Here is a 22,915-nt window from a genome sequence, read left to right on the forward strand (position 1 = left end):
TCTATACGCGCGGCGGGACTTTCGGCCCTCGGGGCCGCGCGCGGGCTCGCGTACTATGGACGGCGCAGAAGGGGAGTAGCTCTTCGCCGGACCGTCGACATACTGCTCAGCTCGTCTGAGCCGGCGCCCGGAGGCAGGCCTCGCACGCGGGGACCGGCCAGCGAGACCTTCGGCAAGCAGTGCACGCCCGTGCCGTACGGCAGGGGTGGATCCGTGTGCTGCCGTGCCGGGGTGTCTTGCGTCGCGGAAGTCGTGAAGTCCGCGCAACCAGCACTCTCGGCGGGGCGGCCCCGACCGATTGAGGAACCTTGATCAGCCTGACCGTGACGGCGCTCGTCTTCGGTGTCGTCTTCCTCGCCGAGCTGCCGGACAAGACCGCGCTCGCCGGCCTCGTCCTCGGCACCCGCTACCGCGCCTCGTACGTCTTCGCCGGCGTGGCCGCCGCCTTCCTGCTGCACGTCGTGCTCGCGGTCGCGGCCGGAAGCGTGCTGACCCTGCTGCCCCAGCAGGTCGTGCACGCGCTGACCGGTGTGCTCTTCCTGGGCGGCGCCGCCGTGCTGCTGATGAAGAAGGACGACGAGGACGAGGAGGTCCGCAAGCCGGAGGACCAGTCCTTCTGGAAGGTCGCCGGAGCGGGATTCATGCTCATCCTGGTCGCCGAGTTCGGCGACCTGACGCAGATCATGACGGCCAACCTCGCGGCCCGCTACGACGACCCGCTCTCCGTCGGCCTCGGCGCGGTGCTCGCGCTGTGGGCGGTGGCCGGGCTGGGCATCGTCGGCGGAAAGGCCCTGATGAAGCGGGTGCCGCTGCGGCTGATCACGAAGGTCGCGGCGCTGCTCATGCTGGGCCTCGGCGTGTGGAGCCTGTGGGAGGCGATCGCCGGCTGAGCGCGGCCGGCGCGGCGGCGGGCCGGGGACGCGAGCCGAACGGCGCGTGAACATGCGGGCGGGCGGGTGGCGCGATCCCCGGCCCGTTTTGTACCGTGGGTGAACAAAGTGGCTCCCGTCCGTGCTCCCTGACCGGCTCGCGGGGCCGCCGTGTTTCCTCCCCGCGCCTTGGAGTCTGCCGATGACGGCCACCGCCACCACCGTTCTGCCCGCCCGTGCCCTGCTGCTCGACATGGACGGCACCCTCGTCAACTCGGACGCCGCCGTGGAGCGCGTCTGGCGGCGCTGGGCCGACCGCCACGGACTCGACGGCGACGAGGTCATGAAGGTCGTCCACGGGCGGCAGGGCTACGCCTCGATGGCCCTGCTGCTGCCGGACCGGCCCATGGAGCGGAACCACGCCGACAACGCGCGCATGCTCGCCGAGGAGACCGCCGACACCGAGGGCGTCGTCGCGATCCCCGGCGCGCCCGACTTCCTCGCCTCGCTCCGCGGCCTTCCGCACGCCCTGGTGACCTCGGCCGACGTGGCCCTGTCCACCGCCCGGATGGCCGCCGCCGGGCTCGCGCAGCCGCACGTCAGGGTCACCGCCGAGTCGGTCGGTGCCAGCAAGCCCGACCCGGAGGGCTTCCTCAAGGGCGCCGCCGAACTGGGCGTCGCCCCCGCCGACTGCATCGCCTTCGAGGACTCCGGGGCCGGGATCACGGCCGCGCGCGCCGCCGGGATGCGGGTGGTGGGGGTCGGACCGCGTGCCGGGTTCCACGGGCCGGACGTGGTCGTGGAGGACCTGACGCGGGTGCGGGTGGAGGCCGATCCGGACGGCACCCTGAGCCTGCACATCGGCTGACGGCCGCCGGGGCCTGTCCGGCGACGGATCGGGTCGGGGGAGAGCGACGGCGCCTGACCGGCCCCGGTGAGCGGGGTCCGGCCCGGTGCGTCCACGCGCGAGGTGGAGGAGCGCGTCGACGCGATGGGGCCCTGCCGCGCGGGTGAAGCCGGCGTGGGCGAGACGGCGGCCGGCGCCGACGTCGGCGTTCGAGGCAGCGGAGACGTGCCGGGCCCCGCGTCTGCGACATGGTCTGCCGGACAGGCTCCACGGCCCCGCGGCCGCGGCACCGTCCGTCGGCGGGTTCTACGGCTCCCGCGTCTCCGACTCCAGCCTGCGCCGGGTGTCCGGTCCGTAGACGCCGGATTCGTCGGAGTGGATGCCGCGCCACCACTGGTAGGTGCGGACCGAGTCCTCGACCCGGTGGTCGTAGGTTCCGTCGATGTCGCCCGTGTAGAAGTGCGCCTCATTCAGACGCTGCTGCAGTTCGGCGACCTCCGGGCCGCGGTCGCCGGGGTGCAGCTCGGGACTGCCGCCGAGGTCGCGGTCGTCGTCCTCGGGCTCCCGCGGGGCGTCGTCGGCCGGTGCGGTCGTGGTCCGCGTCGGTTCGGCCGACCGGGACGGCGTGGGCGAGGCACTCGGCGCCGACGGGGACGGCGAGGCCGAGACGCTCGCGGACGCCGACGCGGAGAGGGAGGCGGAGGGGGAAGGGGAGGCGGACGCCGAGAGGACCGGCGAGGCGGAGGGCGCGCTCGGTCCGGCGCTCGGCGCGGCCTCGCCGGCCGACGCGTCCGGCACCCCGGCCCGGACCTCGTCCGGCAGTGCCCCGTCCCGCGACGGGGTCTCGTAGGAGAACAGCCCGCTCGCGTACCCCGCAGCGCCCGCCACGACCACGAGCGCGCCCGTGACGCTGAGCAGTACGCCCTTGTGCCGCCTGCGCGGTGTCCGTCCGCCGCCGTCCGCACGGTCCGGGCCGCGCCCGCCGCCCGTGCCGGGGCCCACGGTCGGCGGGCGCGTGGTGGCCGAGGTCTCGAACAGGCGGAGGTCGTGCGTGCCGGGTGAGCCGGGCGAGGGGGTCAGGGGTGCCGGCAGTGCGGGGGCCGCCGCCGTGCCCGCGCCGGGCGCCGCCGCGGACGGACCGGCACCGGCACCGGCTCCGGGTCCGGCAGTACTTTCAGGACCGGCACCGGCTCCGGGTCCGGGTCCGGCAGTACTTTCAGGACCGGCACCGGCACCGGCTCCGGGTCCGGCAGTACTTTCAGGACCGGCACCGGCACCGGCTCCGGCAGCACCTGCAACACCGGCACCGGCTCCAGGGGCGGCACCGGCATCGACGGCGCGCAGCGTCATGGTGGCGTCCGGGTCGGACGTGGGTGTGCCAGGCCCCTCTCCCGGCTCCGCCCTCGCTCGCGCCCCCGCCCCCGCCCCCGCGGGAGTGGGAGCCGCCCCGTCGGACGGGGGTGCGACCGGGCGCCCGCCGGGCGAACCCGACGAGCCCGCCGCCTCCCGAGGGTCCCCGGCCGTCCCGTCCAGTTCGACGTACGGCCGTATGCGCAGCGGATCGAAATCCTCCGCCGCTGCCACCTGGGCCGTACGCGCGTCGCGCAGCGCGTCGGACGCCCGGGTTCCGCAGGCGCAGGACGGCGTGTTGTCCGCCGCTCTGGGCGTGCCGCACTCCGGGCACTCGGTACCTCCGGGCCGCTCCTGCGGCGGTTCCTTCTGCTGCTCCACGCGTTCGTCCCTCCCCTCGGGGAACTCCCCTCGCGAACTCCCCTCGCGAACTCCAGAGAGTATGCAGATCTGCTCCACACTTCCGCGCACACGCCCCCCGGAAGGCGGTCTTCCGCAGGACTGAAACGGCCGAATCCGGTCACACCGACCAGGATGGACGTGCGCGACCGCACGAGACACCTGTGGAGGGCACATGGCCGGAGAGGTGCGCGAGGCGAACGACCCGGCGCGGTCCGCGGCACCGGGGGAGCGGGAGCAGGTCTCCAGCGGCGTACTCGTCTCCATCGGAGCCCTGCTCCTCGGGATGCTGCTCGCCGCGCTCGACCAGACCATCGTGTCGACGGCGCTGCCGACCATCGTCAGCGATCTGGGCGGCCTCGAGCACCTGTCCTGGGTGGTCACCGCCTATCTGCTGGCGGCGACCGCCGCGACCCCGCTGTGGGGCAAGCTCGGCGACCAGTACGGACGCAAGAGGCTCTTCCAGCTGGCGATCGGGATCTTCCTGGTCGGTTCCGCGCTGTGCGGCATCGCGCAGAGCATGTCCGAGCTGATCGCCTTCCGCGCCCTGCAGGGCCTGGGCGGCGGCGGGCTGATGGTGCTGTCGATGGCGATCGTCGGCGACCTCGTACCGCCCCGCGAACGCGGCCGCTACCAGGGGCTGTTCGGCGCGGTCTTCGGCGCTACCAGCGTGCTCGGGCCGCTGCTCGGCGGAGTCTTCACCGAGCACCTCAGCTGGCGCTGGGTCTTCTACATCAACCTGCCCATCGGCATCGTCGCGCTCGCCGTGATCGCGGCGGTCCTGCACATCCCGCGCCGGGCCGCCCGGCACGTCATCGACTACCTCGGCACCCTCCTCGTCGCCTCCGTCGCCACCTGCCTGGTCCTCGTGGCCTCGCTCGGCGGCACGACCTGGGCCTGGGACTCCCCGCAGATCATCGGGCTCGCGGTGCTCGCGGTCGTTCTGGCCGCCCTCTTCGTGACCGTGGAACGCCGGGCGGCCGAGCCCGTCCTGCCCCTCGAACTCTTCCGCGTCCGCACCTTCACGCTCTCCGCCGTCATCAGCTTCGTCATCGGCTTCGCGATGTTCGGCGCGATGACGTACCTGCCGACGTTCCTCCAGGTCGTCCGCGGCGTCACCCCCACCATGTCCGGTGTGTACATGCTGCCGATGGTGTTCGGCCTGCTGCTGTCGTCGACCGTCTCCGGGCAGATCGTCAGCCGTACCGGCCGCTGGAAGGTGTTCCCCGTCGCGGGCACCGCCGTCACCACCCTCGGGCTGCTCCTGCTGCACCAGCTCGACGAGAACAGCGCCACGGCCGAGATGAGCGCCTACTTCTTCGTCTTCGGCCTGGGCCTCGGCCTGGTGATGCAGGTCCTCGTCCTCATCGTGCAGAACGCCGTGGCCTACGAGGACCTGGGCGTCGCCACCTCCGGCGCGACCTTCTTCCGGTCCATCGGCGCGTCGTTCGGCGTGGCCATCTTCGGCACGATCTTCGCGAGCCGTCTCGGCGGGCAGCTCGCGGACGCCTTCCGGGGGGCCGCCCTGCCGCCCGGCGTCTCCGTGGACACCCTCAAGGCCGACCCGCGCGGCATCGGCGCCCTGCCGCCCGCGCTGCGCCCCGGGGCGATCCACGCCTACGCCTCCTCCATCACCGACGTCTTCCTGTACGCCGCCCCTGTCGCCCTCGTCGCCTTCTTCCTGGCCTGGTTCCTGAAGGAGGACCGGCTGCGCGGCTCGGTCACGGCGCCGGACGCCACGCAGACCCTCGCCAGCAACCCGGTGGAACGGTCCTCGCACGACGAGGTGTGCCGCGCCCTGTCGGTACTCGGCACCCGGGAGGGCCGCCGGGAGATCTACCGCAGGATCACCGTACGGGCGGGCTACGATCTGCTGCCGGCGTCCAGCTGGATACTGCTGCGGGTCAGGAAGTACGGCCGGGTCGAGCCGGCCCAGCTCGCGGAGCGCAGCCCCGTCCCCCTGGCCACCGTGATGGCGGCCGCCCGCCAGGTGGAGGAACGGCACCTTGCCGTCCGTGAGGGCCCCGACCTGGTCCTCACCGGCCGGGGCCGCGAGGTCGCCGGGCGGCTGGCGCTGGCCCGGGAGGAATCGCTCGCCGAACTGCTCGGCGACTGGTGGGGTCCGGACCGCCCGACCGACCTGGTGCGGCTCGTGAGGGAGCTGACCGGTGAACTGTGCGGCTCGGTGCGCGAACGCCCGCACGAGGGGCACGCAGGGCGCGAGGGACGCGCGACGGCACCGGTCGGCTGAGTCCCGCCGGGGTGGATCCCGGCCCGGCGCCTGGACGGACGAGTGCGTATTTTCCCACCGATAGGCCGTCGGCGCGCGCTGTACGCCGTTTGAGCGCGGACTCCGGGGCAACCCGAACGGCGAACCGGCCCGTTCGGAGGCCGGGTCGAAAACCCGGAAGGCACTCATGTCCACAGGCGTGATCATCGCTTTGATCGTGATCGTGGCGGCCGTGCTCGTCGTCGCGGCCGTTCTCGCCCTTCGCGCTCGGGGCCCCCAGCACGGCGGAAGCCTGAAGCGCCGCTTCGGGCCCGAGTACGACCTGGCCGTGGCCCGGCACGACGGCGACACCAAGGCCGCCGAGCGCGAACTGGCCGAACGAGTGCGGCGGCACGGGTCGCTGCGCGAACGGCCCCTGGAGCCCGCCGAGCGCGAGCGCTTCGAGGCGCGCTGGACCGCGGCCCAGGAGCGCTTCGTCGACTCCCCGCGCGAGGCGGTCGCCGAGGCGGACCGGCTGCTCGCGGAACTCGCCGGCGCCCGGGGCTTCCCCGACGGCGGACAGTACGAGGAGCAGCTCACGGCGCTGTCCGTGCACCACGCCCACCACGTCGAGGGCTACCGCCGCGTGCACCGCGTGACGCACGCGCGCGTGGACGACGCGGCTGAGGGCGGCACGGGCACGGAGGAGATGCGCGAGTCAATGGTCGGGGCCCGCGCGCTGTTCGAGGCTCTGGTGCGCCCGGCCCGCCACGACGGCGCCCGGCACCGTCCCGGGGCCGACGGCGACGCACAGGAACCCGCCCGCGAGCACCGCACCTGGTCGCTCAACAAGCGCCAGCCGAAGGAGAGTTGAGGCACATGTCCGAGGTGACCCGGCAGCCCGGCGGCATCCCCGTCGAGCGTGACAGGCAGACCCCCGACGCCCGCGGCGAGACCGCGCCGGGCACGGACCGTACGGCCGGTACGCCCCCGGTGTCCGAGGCCCGCGGCGAGACCGTCCCGGGCACGGACCGTACGGCCGGCGCGCCCCCGGCACCCGAGGCCCGCTCCGGCCGCCTGTCGGACGCCGCCGAACCCGCGTCCGGCCCGCGGACCAAGGGCACCGCGGCCACGGCCGCCACCCCGGGGAGCGAGCTGCTCCCGCACGAGGAATGGGACAAGCTCGGTCAGCGGCTGCACCAGGCGGTGGCCGGATTCGTCGACGCGCCGCGCGCCTCCGTCGAGGAGGCCGACCGGGTCCTGGAGGAGATCACCGCCCGTTTCACGGACGCCGTGACGCACCGCCGCCGGACCCTGCGCACGTCCTGGCAGGACACCGGAGAGGACAGCGGCGCCGTCAGTACGGACACCGAACAACTCCGCCTGGCCCTGCGGGACTACCGCGAGCTGGCGGACCGCCTGATGCGCCTGTGACGACGGGCTTCACCGCTCCGCCCGGCCCTCCCGCCACTGCCGTACGACCTCTTCGACGTCGTAGGGCTTCAGACCCAGCGGGGGGCCGGGCGGCGGCTTGAACATGACGTCGCGGATCTTGACGTTGATCTCCTCGACGATACGGCGGACCACCCGCTCCGACGGTGCCTTCGCCGCCGCCTCCAGGGCGTCCTCCGCCTCCTTGCGCAGGGCCAGCGTGGGCGGCAGTACGGAGAAGCCCTCGCGGGCCATCTTCCGCTTGACCCACCACATTTCGTCGTAGGTGCCGTCCATCTCGCCGGGCAGTGGCTTGCCCACGCCGGGCAGCTCGGCGAACTCGCCGCGCGCGTCCGCGTCTCGAATCTGTTTGTCGACCCAGGACTCGAAGTCGACGCCAGGTGGCTTTCGCTCGGTCATGAACCCATTGTGCCGGACACCGCGGCGACACCCGATCTATCATGCGGCGGCGACAAGCCACGGACGGACGTCCTGAGGTCTGCGAAGGAGCGCACGTGCTCGAACTCACCATGGCCGCCGTCACCGCGGCCGACGCGGGTGCCACGGCCGGGATGCAGATGGCCGACGCGCCCAGCGAGCCGGAAGCGGTACTGCGGGTGGGCCGGGACAAGTCCGTGTGCCGGCTGTCGACGCCGGACGACTGGCTGTTCGTCTCGCGGGTCCACCTGGAGTTCCGCTGCGGCCCGGCCGGCGTGTGGAGTCTGACCTGGCTGCGCGGCTCCCAGCCGGACCCCTCCTCCGAGGTCCGGCTCACCGTCGGCCCGCACTCGCAGGCGCTGGCGTACGGCGACACCGTGCCGCTGCCCGCGGGCGGCAGCGGCGAGGTCGTGGTCCAGGACCGCGCGGAGCCGCGCAGCGTCAACGTCGGCTTCTACCACGAGGTGTAGGGCGGCGAGCCATGCGCCGCGGACGACACCGGGCACGGCGCCCGGCACACCGGCCGGCGCTCAGGCCAGTACGCGTGCCAGTGCGAACCCGTCGTACCCCTTGCTGCCGACCGTCTGGACCGCGGTGCCGCTGAGCCGCGGGTGGCTGCCGATCAGTTCCAGGGCGGCGCGGGTGCCGCGTACGTCGTCGCCGGTGTCGGCGGCGTCGGCCACGCGGCCGCCGCGGACCACGTTGTCGATGACGATCAGGCTGCCGGTGCTGGTGAGTCTCATGGCCCACTCGAGGTAGCCCGGGTTGTTGCCCTTGTCGGCGTCGATGAAGACCAGGTCGAAGGGCGGCGGGTTCTCGTCGGCGAGCTTCGGCAGCGACTCCAGGGCCGGGCCCACGCGCACGTCGACGAGGGAGCCGAGGCCGGCGCGGGCGATGTTGCGGGTGGCGACCTCCGCGTGCCGGCCGCTGTACTCCAGCGTGACCAGGCGGCCGTCGGCGGGCAGGGCGCGGGCCAGCCAGATGGTGCTGTAGCCGCCGAGGGTGCCGATCTCCAGGATGGTGCGGGCGCCCTGGACCTGGGCGAGGAGCTGGAGGAGCTTGCCCTGCGTGGCGGTGACGTTCACCGGCGGCAGCCCGGCGGCGTCGCTCTCCTCGCGGGCGGCCTCCAGCGCGGCGTCGTCGGGCGCGAGGTGGGTGGTGAAGTAGGTGTCGACGTCGTCCCAGAACCGCGACTCGTTCATGCCGGTGCGCACCCCGTGTCTTCCCGTCGGTCTACTTAGCGCTTCTAAGTAGTTGCGCTAACGAATATAGACGCGGAGGTGCGGGCACCGCAGTTCTTTCTCGGAGGCGTGTTCCGGCCCCCGACCCCCGCCCCGGCCCCCGGGCCCCGCCCCGCCCCGGCCCCCGGGCCCCGCCCCGCCCCGGCCCCCGGCTCCGGCAGCGGACGCCCGGCCGGCCCCGTCGTCAACCACACCGCCACGCCACCGACCACGGCCGCGGCCGTCATGTGTACGCGGGCGTCATCATGCTGCCCGTCGCCCCGATCGGCGCCGGCATCACCGGCGGCGCCGTCCCGCCGGACGGGGACACCGCGGTGTGGAGGCCGGTGGACGGCGAGCCGTACCGCATCCGCGTGGGGAACGGAGCCCGCCCGCTCCCGGCAAGGACGGGGACGGGGACGGGGACTGGGACTGGGACGGGGACGGGGACGGAGTCGCCACGACCCGCACGGCGGCACTGCCGCCGGGCCGGGAAAGAACCTGCGGCACTCGGTCGCGGGCGGAAAACCGGCCATAGGTGCTGATGCTCCGTTTACGCCCGGTATGCTTTCCGTTGCGCAGTGCGCCAAATGACGTACACGCAGGCAGATCCGGTGCGACGTGCGGCGTTCCCGGCCCCGTGACCTGTGGTCCTTCTCGCTCTCACGGGAGGCGCCCACGGCACCCCCGCACTATCGTCGTCCGAACGATCGCGGGCGGCTGTCAGGCGGAGCGGGGCCGCCTGCGTCTCCTCCCGGGGGTGGTGCGAGCCTCATAGGGTTCGCGAGAACGACACACCGCGTACACGAGCGCGGTGCGTACGGCACGAACGGGGCGGGAGGCCGACGAGGCGTGGCGAATGCGGAGCACAGTGGGCGACCGGCGGAGCCCTTCGGAGCCCCGGACGCCGACTCGGCCAGAGCACGGCTGCGCGTCGCACGCCTGGGCCTGTGGCTGGTCGCCGCCGTCCTGGCCGTACGACAGGTGGCCTCGGTCCTCGGCACCCCGCGCGGAGAACGCCTGACGGACCTGGAGACCTGGGTCGGCGAGCACGGCGTCCTGCACGTGGAGGGGTCCCTCTACGACTCCACGCGGTTCACCGGCACCCCCTTCGTCGGCCTCGTCCTCAAACCCTTCACGCGCGCCGCCGAGCAGGCCCTCGGCTGGGGCTGGACCTTCGGCTCGCTGCTGCTGGTCGTGGCCCTCGGCCTGGTCGCCGCCCGCGCCCTGCCCCGGCCGGTCGGACGCCGTACGGCGCTGCTGGCGGCGCCGGTCGCCATCAGCCTGCTGATGCTGTCGCTCCCGGTGCGCAACGCGCTGTGGCTCGGCCAGACCAGCATCATCCCGGTCCTCCTCGTCCTGCTGGGCTGCTTCGCCGTGCGCGGCGCCCAGGGCGACCGGGTGGGCGGCGTGCTGATCGGCGTCGCCGCCGCCTTCCAGCCGACCGTCCTCCTCTTCGTCCCGCTGCTGTGGTTCACCGACCGCGGACGCGCGGCCGTGTCGACCGGGATCACGTTCGTCGCCTGCACGGCCGTCGCCTGGGCCGCCATGGCGCAGGACTCGTACACGTACTGGGTCCACCACATGGCCGGCGTGGGCCTGGGCGGCGAGGCCGACGACCTCGCCAACCAGTCGCTGCACGGCGCCCTGCTCCGCCTCGGCCTGAACGGCCCCCTGGAGATCACCCTCTTCCTCACCCTCGGCGCCGCCGTCGCCGTCCTCGCCCTGCGCCGCGCCGTGCGCTACGCCCGCGACGGCCAGCTGCTCCTCGCGGTCGCCGTCACCGGCTGCGCGGCCGTGGCCGTCTCCCCGGCCACCTGGCAGCACCAGCTGCTGTGGGTGCTGCCCGCGGTCGTCGGCCGGGTCGGCAAACGGGCCTCCGACCGGTACGTGTGGCCGGTCGCCGTCGTCCTGGTGATGACGCTGCCCGCGAAGATGATGCTGCCGAACATGGCGGCCCTTTACCCGCTGCGCGACAACGTCGTCCTGCTCGCCGCGCTGGCCGCGGCCGTCGCCGTGCCCTTCCTGCCGCGCACCTCGCCGTACTTCGACGCGCCGGTCCCGACACGTACCGCGCCGCCGGTCCCGACCCGCTTCAGGCACGTCCCGCTGCTGCCGTTCCTGCGCCGGGTCCTCACCCGCCCCAACCTGCTCCTGGAGCTGCTCCTCATCCGGGTCACCTACGCCGCCTACTCCCGGGTCCGCCTCGCGGCGACCGGCGGCAGCAACTCGGCGGGCCGCGCCCGCGCCGAGGAGCACGGCGCGCAGATCCACGACGTCGAGCGCTTCCTGCACATCGACATCGAGCACGCGATCAACCACGCGGTGGTCAAGGTCGGCTGGCTGCGGGACTTCTTCGACTTCTACTACACGTCGTTCCACTTCGTCGTCCCGCTGACCGTCCTCGGCCTCCTGTACTGGCGCCGCCCGGTCGACTACCGCTGGGCCCGCGCCTCCCTGGGCTTCGCCACGCTGCTGGCCCTGGTCGGCTTCTGGCTCTACCCGCTGGCCCCGCCGCGGCTCATGCCGGGCCTCGGGATCATCGACACGGTGCACGGCGTGCAGGACTTCACGAAGCCGGACTACGGCACGCTGACGCACCTCACCAACCAGTACGCGGCGATGCCGTCGCTGCACTTCGGCTGGTCGCTGTGGTGCGGGGTGGTGATCGCGGTCATCGCGCCGAGGGTGTGGATGAGGGCCCTGGGGCTGCTCCACCCGCTCTTCACCGTCTCGGCGATCGTGGCGACCGGCAACCACTGGGTCCTGGACGCGGTGGGCGGCGCCGCCGTGGTCGCGGCGGGCTTCGGACTGACGTACTGGTTCCAGGGGCCGAGGGCCCGGACGGTCACGGCCGCGGCCGACGCCGACGGACCCCCGGCTCCGGTCTCCGTCAAGGGCGCCGCCGTCCCCGCCCCGCCCCCGGCGCGGGACACCGCCCCGCCCGCCGCAGGCCTCAGCAGCCGTCCCCCGGGCCCGGCGAAGGACCGTACCGGGAGCTGAGCCGGTACTCGCCCGGCGCCCGGACGGTCAGCCGGGTGAACTCGCCGTCCCGTGCCAGGCACCCGCCGTCGCTGCGCAGCCACGGCGACCAGGCGACCCGCACGGTCACCGCGCCGGGCCGTTCCACACGCAGCACCAGTTCGGCACCGGTGGTGGACACGACGGTGCCGGGCGCGGCGACGAGCGGTACGGCGTCCCGCACCCGGTAGACCCTCCAGTGCGGGTCCTGCCAGACGGGCTCGAGCCACTCGGGCCGCAGCTCCGGGTCCCGCACGAGCGCCGCCTCGGCCGCCGCGGGGCCGTCCGGCCTGCCGAGCGGGAGGACGACGAAGCCGACCGCCCAGCGGTCCAGCCAGTCCCGGTAGGTGGCCGCGGAGAAGGTGCCGTCGTAGAAGAGGCGCCCGCGTTCCACGTCGAGCTGCCGGTTCCAGCCGCGGGCCATGTTGACGTGCGGGGCGAGTGCGGAGGCTTCGCGGTGGTTGCGGGCGGGCACCACCTCCACCCGCGTGCGGTCGGCGCCGAGCCCCTCCAGCGCGTCCACGACACCGTCCGTTTCGGCGGCCCAGGCCGGCACGACGGTGGACACCCTCAGATCGTCGACGGTCTTCTTCCCCACCCACCCCACGGAGTAGACGAGCGCGACGGCCAGCAGCCCCGGCAGCAGTCGCCCCGGCAGCAGTCCCGGCAGCAGCCGCCGCGGCCCGGTCGCGGGGACCGGGCGAGGGACGGAGAGCAGAGCGGCCAGCAGCACGGCGGGTGCGAACAGCTCGGCGAAGCGCTCGACGTTCGTGCCGACCGGCGAGGCGACGAGATACGTCAGCACGGTCCCGGACGCGTAGACGGCCCCGCCCCGCCGGGCGACCCGCCAGGTACGAGGGGCCAGCACGGTGACGGCGAGGCCGAGCACGACCGGCGGCCACAGGCGGACCGCCGGCATCGGCTGCTCCCCCGTGAAGGGGAACAGCAGCGTCGTCAGCCCGACGACGGCGGCCGGGGGTATGAGAAGCACGAGGGCGCGTCCCCCATCCCGGACGAGCAGGAACGCGGCCCCCACGACGGCCAGGAACAGCCCGGCCACCGGCGAGGCCATCGTGGCCAACACGGCGTACCCCGCGGCGAGATACAGCCGCCGCTCCCGCACGAGCGGCACACAGGCCGCCAGCGCGAAAGCGACCCCGAGGGCGAACGTGGCCCGCCCCGAGGCGACGTCGCACCACAGCGCGAGCGAGGCGAGCAGCGCGGGCCACACGGGCCGGCGCACCCCGCCCCGCACGATCAGCACGGCCGCGAGCCAGGAGGCGGCCAGCCCCGACACCACGCTGACGGTGCGCACGCCGAGCACGGCCATCAAGTACGGCGAGACGACGCTGTAGTTGGCGGTGTGCGTGCCGCCGTACCAGAACAGCCCGTACGCCGAACCCCCGTGCCGCGACGCGAAGCCGGCCCACGCCTCCTGGGCGGCGAGGTCGCCGCCGCCGGTGGCGAGAAACGCCCACCACACCGCGTACAGCGGCACGGTGGGCAGCGTGGCGAGCAACGGGACGCGATGCCGGTGCCCGAAGGCGCGCAGGGCGTCGGCCGGGCGTCTCTCCCGGTGCTGTTCGGGTCTGAGGAGGGTGAGTTCGGCAGGGGCCACGGTCGGGGGTTCCGTTCGGTGTCGTCAGGTGTGCACGTCATGAGGGCACGTGCGTAGACGAGAAATCGAACAGAAACGTTGACCGGGCCCCGGCCCGAACGCCGCGCCTAGCTCAGACGGTGCCGGAACCGGCTCCCTTGCCGGGGGTCCAGTCCCATTCCACGATCTTCTCGGCGAGCTTCGGCAGCCTGTCGTCACCGGGCTTGACGTCGATGTAGAACAGCGCCTCGTCCGGGTGCTTGTCGTCGCCGCCCCAGCGGACCACACCCCCGCACTCGGAGAGGATGTCCCGGATCGCCGCCAACTGCTGCGGGAAGAAGCCGCCCCGCACCCCGGACGGGTAGGAACCCGGCCGGATCTGCACCGCCGTACCGGACGCCTGGTTCGACTCGGCCATGCCCTTGCGGACCCCGGAGGGGTGGCGCCAGCCGGTCACGTCCCCCTGGCGCAGTTCGTCCACCTCGTAGTGGAAACGGCGGATCACATGGACCAGCACGGTCTCGACGTCTCCCATGCGGACCCGGACACCGTCGACCGGAAGGCCCGGTACGGGTCTGGTGTAGACGTGACCGCGGTTGTCCGCGGTCTTCTCCATCTCCCATCCGTTCCGCGACGGGACGCCGCTCAGAACGCGCTTGTTGCGCTCCTGCGCCTTCCGTACCGACTCGCGGAGCTTGTCGGGCTCCGGGCCCGCCGGCTGCGCGAGGGCGGGGGAGGAGAGCAACTGGGTGCCGACGACGGTGCCCGCGGCCAGGAAGGCGGCACGGCGCAGGACGTGTCGGCGGGACAGGGGGGTGGTCACGTGTGGGTGCCCTTCTTGTGGTGTGCGATGACGAGCCAGGTCAGGACGAGCGCGCAGATTCCGAGCAGGAGGGTCGCGGGGTTGAGGTAGGACGGGATGACCGCCTCGGTCACCCGCCCGTCACCGGTCCGGCACCCGAAGTGCAGCGGCACGAAGGTCGGTGCGTACCCGGTGACCCTGCCGTCGACGGCCTTTGCGCAGGCCTCGGCCTGGGCGTGGTCGTCGAGGAAGAACAGGTGGAGGAGCCCCCAGGTGTACATGCCGACCGTCGCGTCCCACGCCAGCGCGGTCGCAGGACCGAGGAGCGTCGTGCCGTTCCGGCGGGCGCGCACCAGGCCGGTGACCACCCGCACGGTGAGCCACACCACGGCGGTGACACCGGCCAGGATCAGCAGCAGCAGGATGGCACCCTCGTGCTCGGCGTAGGGTTCGTCGCCTGACATGTGCCGTACTCCTGTCAGAGGTTGCGGGAGATGGAGTTGTACTTCTCCATCACGTAGTAGAGCCCCATCCTCTTCTTGGCCTCCTCGTAGGCGACGTCGCCGGGGCCCTGGTAGCGGCGCAGGACCTCGTAGATCTCCTGGTCCGTGTAGTTCAGGGTGGGCTGGCGCAGGGCCGGCGAGTCGTCGTCACCGCCGGGCTTGCCGTCGATGTCCCAGCGGTGGATCAGCGCGACGCTGGTGAGGGCGTACGTCTCGCTGTCGTACGCCTGCTTCCACGCGTTGTACTTGTCCTCGTCGACGGACACGTCCCGGCGCGGCTGACCCGATCCGTACCCCTTGTCGAGCGCGTGGTTCCAGGCACCGATGAGGGTGACGGCGCGCTGCTTGGCGATGCCGGTGGAGGTGTCCCTGATGTACTGCCGGGTCGTGTTGAAGGCCAGGATGACCGCGGCCCAGGCCGCCTCGTCGTCCGGGGAGATGTGCCGCATCTCCCAGTAGGCGGTGGTCTGGATCAGCGCCTTGCGCATGTTGTGCCGGTTCGACAACTCCGTGATCAGGTCGTCGTGCGCGGTGACGGTCCGCTCGAAGCACTTCCAGTGCTGGTAGGACCGCAGGCCCCCGTCGAGGGGAAAGCCGAGGGACTCCATGTACTTGCCGACGTCGGTCTCCATGGCCGTGGTGACGTCGGGGCTGAGACGGGTGTCGGGCTTGACGGCGCGGGGAGCGTCGAACGACCCCTGGCCGCTGTCCCGTCCGGAGGCGATGTTGACGTCGATGTTGATCGCTCCGCTGCCGGAGCCGACGGTCTTGGTGACGATCTGGTCGTAGGCCCAGTTCGCGGGCAGCGGGTAGCCGAAGTTGCCGGAGAACCCGGAGGACATGTCGGAGACGAACGACGCCGAGGCGTGGCCGGCGTCGGAGACGCGGGTGCACACGTTGCGCGGGCCGTAGACGCCGACCGTGTACCGGTTGCCGTCGTCGCGCATCGCGTCCTCGATGCCCTTGAAGTGCGGCAGGACGCTGTCGGTGACCTCGTAGTCGTACGCGTCGAAGTCGACGGCGAAGAAGATCCTGGTTCCGGACTTGAACCCGTGGTCCAGGGCGGCGTTGATCGCGGCCTGGCCCGCGGCGCGCCCCAGCGGGTAGCTGAAGTCGCTCGCGCCCCGTCCGAAGGTCTGGTAGATGGGAAAGCAGCGCATGCCCTCGTCGGCGATGGTCTGCAGTTCCCCGGACTGGATCTCCTTCTCGGGCACCGCGCCGCCGCCCGGTACGGGGTTGGTGAGGTAGCGCCCGATGACGGTGATCCCCTCCGCCTTGAGGGCCCTGGCCCGGTCGGGGGTGACCCGGGTGACGCCGTCGCAGGCGGAACCCTCGCGGTCCTGGTCGCCGTAGGACACCAGCAGCGAGGCCCAGGTGGAGAAGTCGCCCTGCCCCGTCACCGGGAGCCTGGCGAACGACTGGAACGAGCGGACCGCGTCGGCCAGGGCGGAGGTGAAGGTGCCGCCGAACGACACGGCCCGCTGGTTGAGCAGCATGCCGGCACTGAACAGCTGCACCCAGGTGCCCGACGAACCCACCGACAGGGTGTGCGCCTTGATACCGGCCTTGGTGCCGGGGCCGAAGTTGCCGTTGGCGACGCCGTCGGCCATGCCGATCGTGTACTGGACCGCGTAGAGCATGGCCGTGGCGACGGTCCTGGAGTGGTGCCCGTCGCAGGGGACGATGTAGAAGTCGCGGCGGTTGACGAACTCGCCGTTCATCCACTGCTGGACGGCCCTGATCTGCTCGGAGCCGCCGTTGACGGTGACGTACGGGTCCATGTTCAGCAGGCCCTTGAAGACCTTCGGGACCACGTCGCCGCCGGGGTAGGCGAAGTCGACACCCATGTCCGACTTCAGCGAGAGCACCGAGGCCTGGACCCGTTCGCTGTACGTGCCGTCGATTCCGCCGCCGTCGTACCCCTTGCAGTACAGACCGGCCTGCACGATCCGGACGATGTTCTCGGGGGCGCCCGAGGCGTGGATGTTCGGGTACTTCGACTGGAGCGTGGAAAGCGTCCCGGGCCCGAAGTTGTTCGACAGGCCGGAGATGCCCAGTTCGTACTGGAGCGCCCGGGTCAGGGCGTACATCACGGTCCAGCTCGTCTGGCCGTTCTCGTCGAGCCGCGATATGCCCAGTGTGGCACCGTTGTCATACGTGGTGTTGATGAACTGCTGCGCTGCGCGCACCATCTCGTCAGCCATGGGCCGGCTTCCTCTCGGTCGGAGGGCGCCGCCACCCGAGCCCGAGTGAGGCCGCGCTCGACCGGCGCCGGTCGGGCAGAGGTGATGCGTGCCCGCCGCGGTCGTGTGTCAGGGATGGCCTGATGTGAGTGCCTGAGGCGCACACACTGTAGGCATACGGTGATCACGAGGTACAGGGATCGGCTCATGGTTGGCGCAATTGCGCACGCCGGCGCGTCACTTGTCGGCGGCGCGGGCCCAGTCGACGAAGCTGGCGAAGGCGGCGGGGGCGAGGGTGAGGACCGGGCCCGCCGGGGTCTTCGAGTCGCGCACGGCGACGGCGGCGTGGCGAGTCGGCAGGGCGGCGACTTCGAGGCAGTTGCCGCCCTGGTCGCCGCTGTACGACGACTTGCGCCAGGTCAGTCGGCCGGTCGGGGCGCACTCCACGCACTGGCCGCCTTGGTCGCCGCTGTAGCTGGACCTACGCCACCGGATCCCCGTCAGAGTCGCGTTGCTCTCCATAGCGTTCCTCCATCAAGCGCCGGATCAGCCCCGCCGAGTCTCTGAGGGAGAGTGCGGATGCCTGGAGATGATCGTATCGGAGTGAGCAGTCCTTGACGGTGTTCGGGTTGGCGGTCGGATGCCCGCTGCCGTACCCCTCGGTGTAGATGATGGGCGGGTCGCCCGCGAAGCGGTAGATGTCGAACGAGCCCTGGAGTCCCGCGTGCGCGCCCGCTGAGTAGGGCAGGATCTGGACGTTGACCCGCGGGTTGGTTTCGAGGGCCAACAGGTGGGCCAGTTGCTCCCGCATGGTCTCCCGGCCGCCCATCTCCTGGCGCAGCGCGCATTCGCCGAGCACGGCCCAGAAGACCGGCGGCTCGTCCTTCTCGAAGATCTTCTGACGCGCGATCCGCACCGAGGTCCGATCGTCGAGGTTGCTCTGGTCCAGCACGCCGAGGACGGCGCGCGCGTAGGCTTCGGTCTGCAGGAGACCGTGAACCATGTGCGTGTCGAACGAGTAGATCTCGGTGGCCCGGACCTCCAACTCGGCCACCTGTTGGAACCAAGCCGGTACCTGACTGCGCATCACCAGGTCGACGAGCCGGGACAACAGCCCGCCCGTGCCCAGCGCCGCGTCGACCCGCTCACTGAACTCCGGCGTCGGAACCTTCCGCGCCGTCTCGATCTGCCCCACCAGCGAGCCGGTGTAGTTGACGATGTCCCCGAGCTGCCGTTGGGTGAGCCCGGCCGCCTCCCGGTGGCGGCGCAGCTCGAAGCCGTAGTAGTCGAGCGGCGAGGCGCCCGGGTCCAGGACGTTGATGTGAGTCACGCAGAGCCCCCTTCGCACACAACTCGGTCCACCGCGGCACCGGTTGTATCCATCCGGTAGCCCACGGTAGTCGACCGACGTCAGGCTCGTGCCGTGAACGAATACTTTCCCTCCGTCCTCGTGGGCCACTGCGCGAACCAGTACCGGATGAGCTTCACGGCCGGTGCCCACTCGGCCCGGCACGTCCGGCGCATCGTCCGTTCGTACCTGCGCGAGTGGGACCTGGCCGAACTGGCCGACGCGGTGGAACTCGGTGTGACCGAGCTGCTGGCGAATGTCGTGCGCCATGTCCCGGACCGCCGCTGCACGCTGCTGTTGCTGCGGCAGATGGGCGGGGGAGGGGGCGGGGACGGGGACGGGCGCGGGGTCCGGGTGGAGGTGGCGGACGGCAGCCCTCGGCAGCCCGTACCGGCCGCGCGGGTGAGCGACGACGCGGAGTGCGGCCGGGGGCTGGTGCTGCTGGACGCGGTGGTCGACAAGTGGGGGGTGGGGCCGGGCCCCGGGGGCGGCAAGACCGTGTGGTTCGAGTGCGGGGGCGGCTCCGTACCGGCTCAGGTCAGGGACTCGTGAGAGGAAACGACGACCCCGTACATGCCGGCGATGGTGGCGAGGGCGCCCAGCGTCATACCGGCCACGCCGATCCACAAGGTCCCCGTCGCACCGAGCGCGGAACCGGAGGAGTAGCAGTTCACGGGGGTTGGGGCTGCCGCTGGGGCGATCGCTCGCAGAGGCCGTCCAGTTGATGTTGATCTTTAAGCGTCACAAATGAGATCAGAGCGTAACTGATCTTGGTGCAACCATCAGTAAACGTAGCGTTCGTCACACAACGTTCCGGAACTTGACGCGGCGTTGTCCGCTTTCAGCCCGTTGACGTGGCGTTCTGTCGAGGGATTAGTTACTTCCGGCAACTCTTGTAGACGTCATGGGTGGGGTGTGGCGGGAATGTGGACCCGGTTGCGAGGCAGGACGGCGGGCCTGGCCGCGGTGGCTTGTGCGGCGGTGATCGCTTCGGTGGTGCCGGGGTCAATGGCCTACCCGGTCGACGGCGAACCGTTGGCCGCGGCGTCGTTGTCCGAGGGGCAGCGGGCCCTTGCGGCGGCGCAGGAGTCCGGTCAGCGGGTCGAGGTCACCGGGGAGCGCACGGAGCGGACGACGGTCTTCGCCAACCCGGACGGTGCGACGTTCACGCTGGAGGAGTCGGTGGTTCCGGTGCGGGTGCGGGAGCCGGACGGTGGCTGGAAGGCGCCGGACGCGACGCTGGAGAGGCGATCGGACGGGACGGTGGCGCCGAAGGGTGCCGCTGTGCAGATGGTCCTGTCTGGTGGCGGTGACGCCGGACCGCTCGCACGGATCGAGGACGAGGGCCGGTCCCTGGCGCTGAACTGGGCGGGTGAGCTGCCCGCTCCCAGCCTGGACGGTTCCCGTGCCGTGTACCCGGAGGTGCTGCCGGGTGTCGACCTGCAGGTTGCGGTGACGCCGGAGAGCTTCCAGCCCGTCTTCGTGGTGAAGACTCCCGAGGCGGCGGCCAGTGACGAACTGGAACGGCTCACCTTCGGCCTGAAGACCAGCCACCTCACGGTCCGCGAGGGCGCGGTCGGCAGCCTGGCCGCGGTCGACGGCAACGGCACCACCGTGTTCAAGGCGCCGCCGGCGAGGATGTGGGACTCGGCGGGGCAGAACGCGGCCGACGGGGGCGTACAGCCCCAGCTGATGACCGCGGACACCACCTCGCCCGCCGAGCCCTCGGATCCGTCGGAGACGGCGCCGTCCGGTTCGGGTCTGGAGCCGGGCCAGGGGGACACGGTGGCGCGGATGGATGTCGAGGTGGGCCAGGGCGAGCTGTCGGTGATTCCGGACGCGGACATGCTGGCGACGTCCGATGAGAGCGCTTTTCCCCTCTTCATCGATCCCGCTGTGAGTCTGAACGAGTCGGAGCGCACGCTGCTGCGCAGTGACGGCTACGAGTCCTACGGCTGGGGCAACGGCGGTGACGGAGATGGCAAGGGTGTCGGCCGGTGTGGCAGTTGGAAGGTCTACTACTGCGGACCAGGCTACGTGCAGCGTCTGTACTTCGAATTCTCGCCGTCGAGCCTGAAGGGCAAGAGGGTGCTGGATGCGACGTTCCGGGTGACGGAGCCATGGGCCTTCCAGTGCGATCCGCGTACGGTCGACCTGATCAGGACCACCAACATTTCCTCGTCCACCACGTGGTCGTCCCGGCCGAAGGAGCTGGACAAGATGGTGGACCGTACGGTGTCGGCCGGAAGAGGGTCCGCCTGTGACCCGGACTCTCCCGACGCGAAGATCGAGTTCAACGACGCCGCCGACGAGAGCGACGAGAATCTCACCGCGACCGTGCGGAACTTCGCGGCCGGCAAGTTCTCCCGTCTGACCCTGGAGCTGAGTGCCAGGGACGAGTCGGACACGTCTGCGTGGAAGCGATTCCGCAACGACGCGACTTTGGACGTGGACTTCGTCGGCCTGCCGGACACTCCTACAGGCGTCGGAGTCCAGGGTGGCGGCACCAGCACGGCCCCGGTGTGCGAACGCAGCGCCGCCGATCCGGCAAGGGTCTCCGATCCCACCCCGACGCTCATGGCCACCGCCCAGACCAAGCAGGGCGGAGAGAAGGAAGCCCAACTGCGCGTCTACTTCGACCTCGACGTGTACAACACCGACAAGACGTGGACGGACGTACCTCCGGGCAACGGTGAACTGAGGCCCTCCACGGGTTACGCGGCCGACAACCGCGCGCTGACGCTGATGTGGTCGAAGCTGACTGACGGCAAGCTGTACCGGCTACGCGTGTCAGGCCGGTCGTACTACAACGGCGGTTCAAGCTATATTCAGGGCCCGTCCTCCGACGGCTACTGCTACTTCCGCATCGACTCCACCGGGCCCGAAGCCCCGCAGGTCACCGTCGGCTCCCCCTACACCCCGTGTGTGAGCAACAACTGCGCACCGGGCGGCGGGCCGGGCGAAGGGGCCACGTTCACGTTCCGGCCCGGCACCGGGGACGCGGACAACGTCGCCTACCAGTACAAGCTGTCCTCCGGGGCCGCCTGGTCCGGCGAGCTGAAGGGCTCGACCGCCTCGGCGGTCATCACGCCGCCGCGTGCGGGTCTGTACCGCGTCTATGTGCGGGCCAAGGACACGGTCGGGCGCTGGGGCGCGCAGTCCGTGACCGACTTCCTCGTCGACGCCGGCGACGATCCGGTCGGCCGGTGGCACTTCGCCGAGACCAGCGGGGCAGCCGCCGATTCCGCGACCGCCGACGGCGCCGACGACGCCACCCTGGCGGGGGCGGCGGTACGCGACGACCGCGGCCGACGCGGCCTCATCACGCACGACAGCGACGACCGCCCGCTGGACACACCGGTCACGGACCAGGGCCTGTCCGTGGACGGCAGCACGGGCTATGCCAGCACCGCGGGGCAGGTCCTGGAAACCCGGGCCTCCTACACGTTGTCCACCTGGGTGCGCCTGTCGGAGACCCCTACCCGCAACCTCACCGTCCTGTCCCAGGACGGCACCCACCGCAGCCCCTTCTACCTCGGCTACGAACACGCGGCCGACGCCTGGGCGTTGCGAGCGGTCAGTCAGGATGCCGCGGTCGGCAGTGGCTGGACCTACCAGCAGGCGTCGGCGTCCGTCTCGCCGGCCGTAGGGGTCTGGACCCACCTGACAGGTGTGTACGACGCCCAGGCGCAGGAGATCCGGCTGTACGTCAACGGCATTCTCCATGACCGTGCCCCGTACGCGACAGCGTGGGCGGCGAGCGGATCCCTGCAGATCGGCCGCACCCGGTGGTCCGACACGTACACCGACTACTTCACGGGCAGCATCGACGAGACCGCGGTCTGGCAGCGGGCCCTCACTCCGACGGAGATCGCCGACGAGGCAGCCCTCAGCAACTCGCCGGGGCACGCCGCGGTGGAGCTGGTCGCCGACTGGTCAGCCGACCAGGGCAGTGGCAGCAGCGTCCTGGACACCACCTCGGGATACGGCAGAACCCTGGCACTGACGGGCGGGGCGGCACTGGACGGGGAGACCGTCGTCCTCGACGGCGTCGACGACGCAGCCGTCGCGCCCGGACCACTGGTCGACGACACCGGCTCGTTCACGGTCACCGCCCTGGCGGCGCTCGACTCGGACAAGCTCCTGGCCAAGCCGGTCGGTTACACCGGCCAGGTCCTCGGGCAGCGGACCGCGGACGGCTCGGCTTGGGGGATCTGGTTCGAGCGGGGCGAGGACAAAACCGTCTGGGACGAAGAGGTGGGAGAGAAGACCGTGCCGACGGGCTCCTGGCGCTTCGGCCGATTGAACGCCGACGGCACATTCAGCGCAGTCGCCTCCAGCGAGGCAGCGGTCATGGACAGCATGGTGCGACTGACCGGTGTCTTCGACGCCCGGGCAGGAACGATCAGTCTCTATCTGAGCGCGACCGTCAACGGGGAGCCGCAGGCCTTCACGGCCAAGGTGGGCTCGGGGGACTTCGCCCTCGGTAAGGGCTTCAGTGAAGGCGCTTGGCGGCATTTCCTGCCGGCGAGTATCGCCGAGGCACGGGTATGGGCCGGCGCGATGGCCTCCTCGGAGCAGATCGGCGAGACCGTGGGCGACTGACGGGGCGAGGGGGTGCGGGCAGCCGCCGACGTGGCCGCCCGCACCGACGAGGAATGCGGCAGATCCGACGGCTGCATGCGCACGGCGTGCGGG

20 protein-coding genes are annotated in these 22,915 nt (G+C 71.8%); 9 read left to right on the forward strand and 11 right to left on the reverse strand.

What is annotated here, in order from left to right:
- The first annotated feature begins 308 nt into the window (after positions 1-308).
- A complete protein-coding gene (locus ACGFYH_RS01550; protein ID WP_393801089.1) occupies positions 309-890 on the forward strand; it encodes a TMEM165/GDT1 family protein in 582 nt (193 codons plus the stop codon).
- Between the two features lie 181 nt (positions 891-1,071).
- Positions 1,072-1,737 carry an HAD family hydrolase gene (locus ACGFYH_RS01555; protein ID WP_393801090.1) on the forward strand — a complete coding sequence of 222 codons (666 nt, stop codon included), beginning with the start codon at positions 1,072-1,074 and terminating at the stop codon, positions 1,735-1,737.
- Between the two features lie 285 nt (positions 1,738-2,022).
- Here ACGFYH_RS01555 and ACGFYH_RS01560 read toward each other — a convergent pair whose 3' ends face one another.
- Positions 2,023-2,718 (reverse strand): peptidoglycan-binding protein, encoded by a 696-nt coding sequence (locus ACGFYH_RS01560; RefSeq protein WP_393801091.1) that lies wholly within the window; start codon positions 2,716-2,718, stop codon positions 2,023-2,025.
- Positions 2,719-2,792: 74 nt separating this feature from the next.
- Positions 2,793-3,047, reverse strand: coding sequence for a hypothetical protein (locus ACGFYH_RS01565; RefSeq protein WP_393801092.1), 255 nt, complete (start codon positions 3,045-3,047; stop codon positions 2,793-2,795).
- A gap of 593 nt (positions 3,048-3,640) precedes the next feature.
- Between ACGFYH_RS01565 and ACGFYH_RS01570 the strand changes: the two genes are divergently transcribed.
- From ACGFYH_RS01570 to ACGFYH_RS01580, 3 genes are all read left to right on the forward strand, one after another.
- The gene (locus ACGFYH_RS01570; RefSeq protein WP_393801093.1) at positions 3,641-5,716 is read left to right on the forward strand and encodes a DHA2 family efflux MFS transporter permease subunit; all 2,076 of its coding nucleotides are present in this window, start codon (positions 3,641-3,643) and stop codon (positions 5,714-5,716) included.
- A 166-nt stretch (positions 5,717-5,882) separates the two neighbouring features.
- A complete protein-coding gene (locus ACGFYH_RS01575) occupies positions 5,883-6,548 on the forward strand; it encodes a hypothetical protein (RefSeq protein ID WP_393801094.1) in 666 nt (221 codons plus the stop codon).
- A 5-nt stretch (positions 6,549-6,553) separates the two neighbouring features.
- Positions 6,554-7,108 carry a hypothetical protein gene (locus tag ACGFYH_RS01580; protein ID WP_393801095.1) on the forward strand — a complete coding sequence of 185 codons (555 nt, stop codon included), beginning with the start codon at positions 6,554-6,556 and terminating at the stop codon, positions 7,106-7,108.
- Positions 7,109-7,117: 9 nt separating this feature from the next.
- Here the strand turns inward: ACGFYH_RS01580 and ACGFYH_RS01585 are convergent, their stop codons facing one another.
- Entirely contained in the window at positions 7,118-7,525 is a 408-nt protein-coding gene (locus ACGFYH_RS01585) for a DUF1992 domain-containing protein (protein WP_393801096.1), read from the reverse strand.
- Between the two features lie 95 nt (positions 7,526-7,620).
- Here ACGFYH_RS01585 and ACGFYH_RS01590 point away from each other — a divergent pair, with 95 nt between their 5' ends.
- Positions 7,621-8,013, forward strand: a complete 393-nt coding sequence (locus ACGFYH_RS01590; RefSeq protein ID WP_393801097.1) for a hypothetical protein — start codon at positions 7,621-7,623, stop codon at positions 8,011-8,013.
- Positions 8,014-8,073: 60 nt separating this feature from the next.
- On the opposite strand, the gene ACGFYH_RS01595 is transcribed toward ACGFYH_RS01590, so the two are convergent.
- Positions 8,074-8,745: an O-methyltransferase gene (locus tag ACGFYH_RS01595; RefSeq protein WP_393801098.1), complete on the reverse strand. Its 672-nt coding sequence runs from the start codon at positions 8,743-8,745 to the stop codon at positions 8,074-8,076.
- A gap of 870 nt (positions 8,746-9,615) precedes the next feature.
- Between ACGFYH_RS01595 and ACGFYH_RS01600 the strand changes: the two genes are divergently transcribed.
- A complete protein-coding gene (locus ACGFYH_RS01600) occupies positions 9,616-11,766 on the forward strand; it encodes a bifunctional glycosyltransferase 87/phosphatase PAP2 family protein (RefSeq protein ID WP_393801099.1) in 2,151 nt (716 codons plus the stop codon).
- Here ACGFYH_RS01600 and ACGFYH_RS01605 read toward each other — a convergent pair.
- The 6 genes from ACGFYH_RS01605 to ACGFYH_RS01630 form a co-directional block, all read right to left on the reverse strand.
- A complete protein-coding gene (locus tag ACGFYH_RS01605; protein ID WP_393801100.1) occupies positions 11,720-13,402 on the reverse strand; it encodes a hypothetical protein in 1,683 nt (560 codons plus the stop codon). The genes ACGFYH_RS01600 and ACGFYH_RS01605 overlap by 47 nt on opposite strands.
- Before the next feature lie 112 nt (positions 13,403-13,514).
- A complete protein-coding gene (locus tag ACGFYH_RS01610) occupies positions 13,515-14,204 on the reverse strand; it encodes a hypothetical protein (RefSeq protein WP_393801101.1) in 690 nt (229 codons plus the stop codon).
- Positions 14,201-14,647, reverse strand: a complete 447-nt coding sequence (locus ACGFYH_RS01615) for a hypothetical protein (protein WP_393801102.1) — start codon at positions 14,645-14,647, stop codon at positions 14,201-14,203. The genes ACGFYH_RS01610 and ACGFYH_RS01615 overlap by 4 nt, the downstream gene beginning before the upstream one ends.
- A 14-nt stretch (positions 14,648-14,661) precedes the next feature.
- Complete coding sequence (locus ACGFYH_RS01620; protein ID WP_393801103.1) at positions 14,662-16,890, reverse strand: glycoside hydrolase domain-containing protein; 2,229 nt, start codon at positions 16,888-16,890, stop codon at positions 14,662-14,664.
- A 216-nt stretch (positions 16,891-17,106) separates the two neighbouring features.
- The gene (locus tag ACGFYH_RS01625; RefSeq protein WP_393801104.1) at positions 17,107-17,316 is read right to left on the reverse strand and encodes a DUF397 domain-containing protein; all 210 of its coding nucleotides are present in this window, start codon (positions 17,314-17,316) and stop codon (positions 17,107-17,109) included.
- A gap of 34 nt (positions 17,317-17,350) precedes the next feature.
- On the reverse strand, positions 17,351-18,199 hold the full coding sequence (locus tag ACGFYH_RS01630; RefSeq protein WP_393801105.1) for a helix-turn-helix domain-containing protein: 849 nt from the start codon (positions 18,197-18,199) through the stop codon (positions 17,351-17,353).
- A gap of 93 nt (positions 18,200-18,292) precedes the next feature.
- On the opposite strand from ACGFYH_RS01630, the gene ACGFYH_RS01635 reads away from it, so the two are divergent.
- Entirely contained in the window at positions 18,293-18,769 is a 477-nt protein-coding gene (locus ACGFYH_RS01635) for an ATP-binding protein (RefSeq protein WP_393801106.1), read from the forward strand.
- On the opposite strand, the gene ACGFYH_RS01640 is transcribed toward ACGFYH_RS01635, so the two are convergent.
- Complete coding sequence (locus tag ACGFYH_RS01640) at positions 18,751-18,891, reverse strand: hypothetical protein (protein ID WP_393801107.1); 141 nt, start codon at positions 18,889-18,891, stop codon at positions 18,751-18,753. The genes ACGFYH_RS01635 and ACGFYH_RS01640 overlap by 19 nt on opposite strands.
- 334 nt (positions 18,892-19,225) lie before the next feature.
- Here ACGFYH_RS01640 and ACGFYH_RS01645 point away from each other — a divergent pair, with 334 nt between their 5' ends.
- Entirely contained in the window at positions 19,226-22,822 is a 3,597-nt protein-coding gene (locus tag ACGFYH_RS01645) for a LamG domain-containing protein (RefSeq protein ID WP_393801108.1), read from the forward strand.
- The last annotated feature ends 93 nt before the right edge of the window (positions 22,823-22,915 follow it).

This window comes from Streptomyces sp. NPDC048392 (assembly GCF_043200575.1).
In the GTDB taxonomy this organism is placed as follows: domain Bacteria; phylum Actinomycetota; class Actinomycetes; order Streptomycetales; family Streptomycetaceae; genus Streptomyces.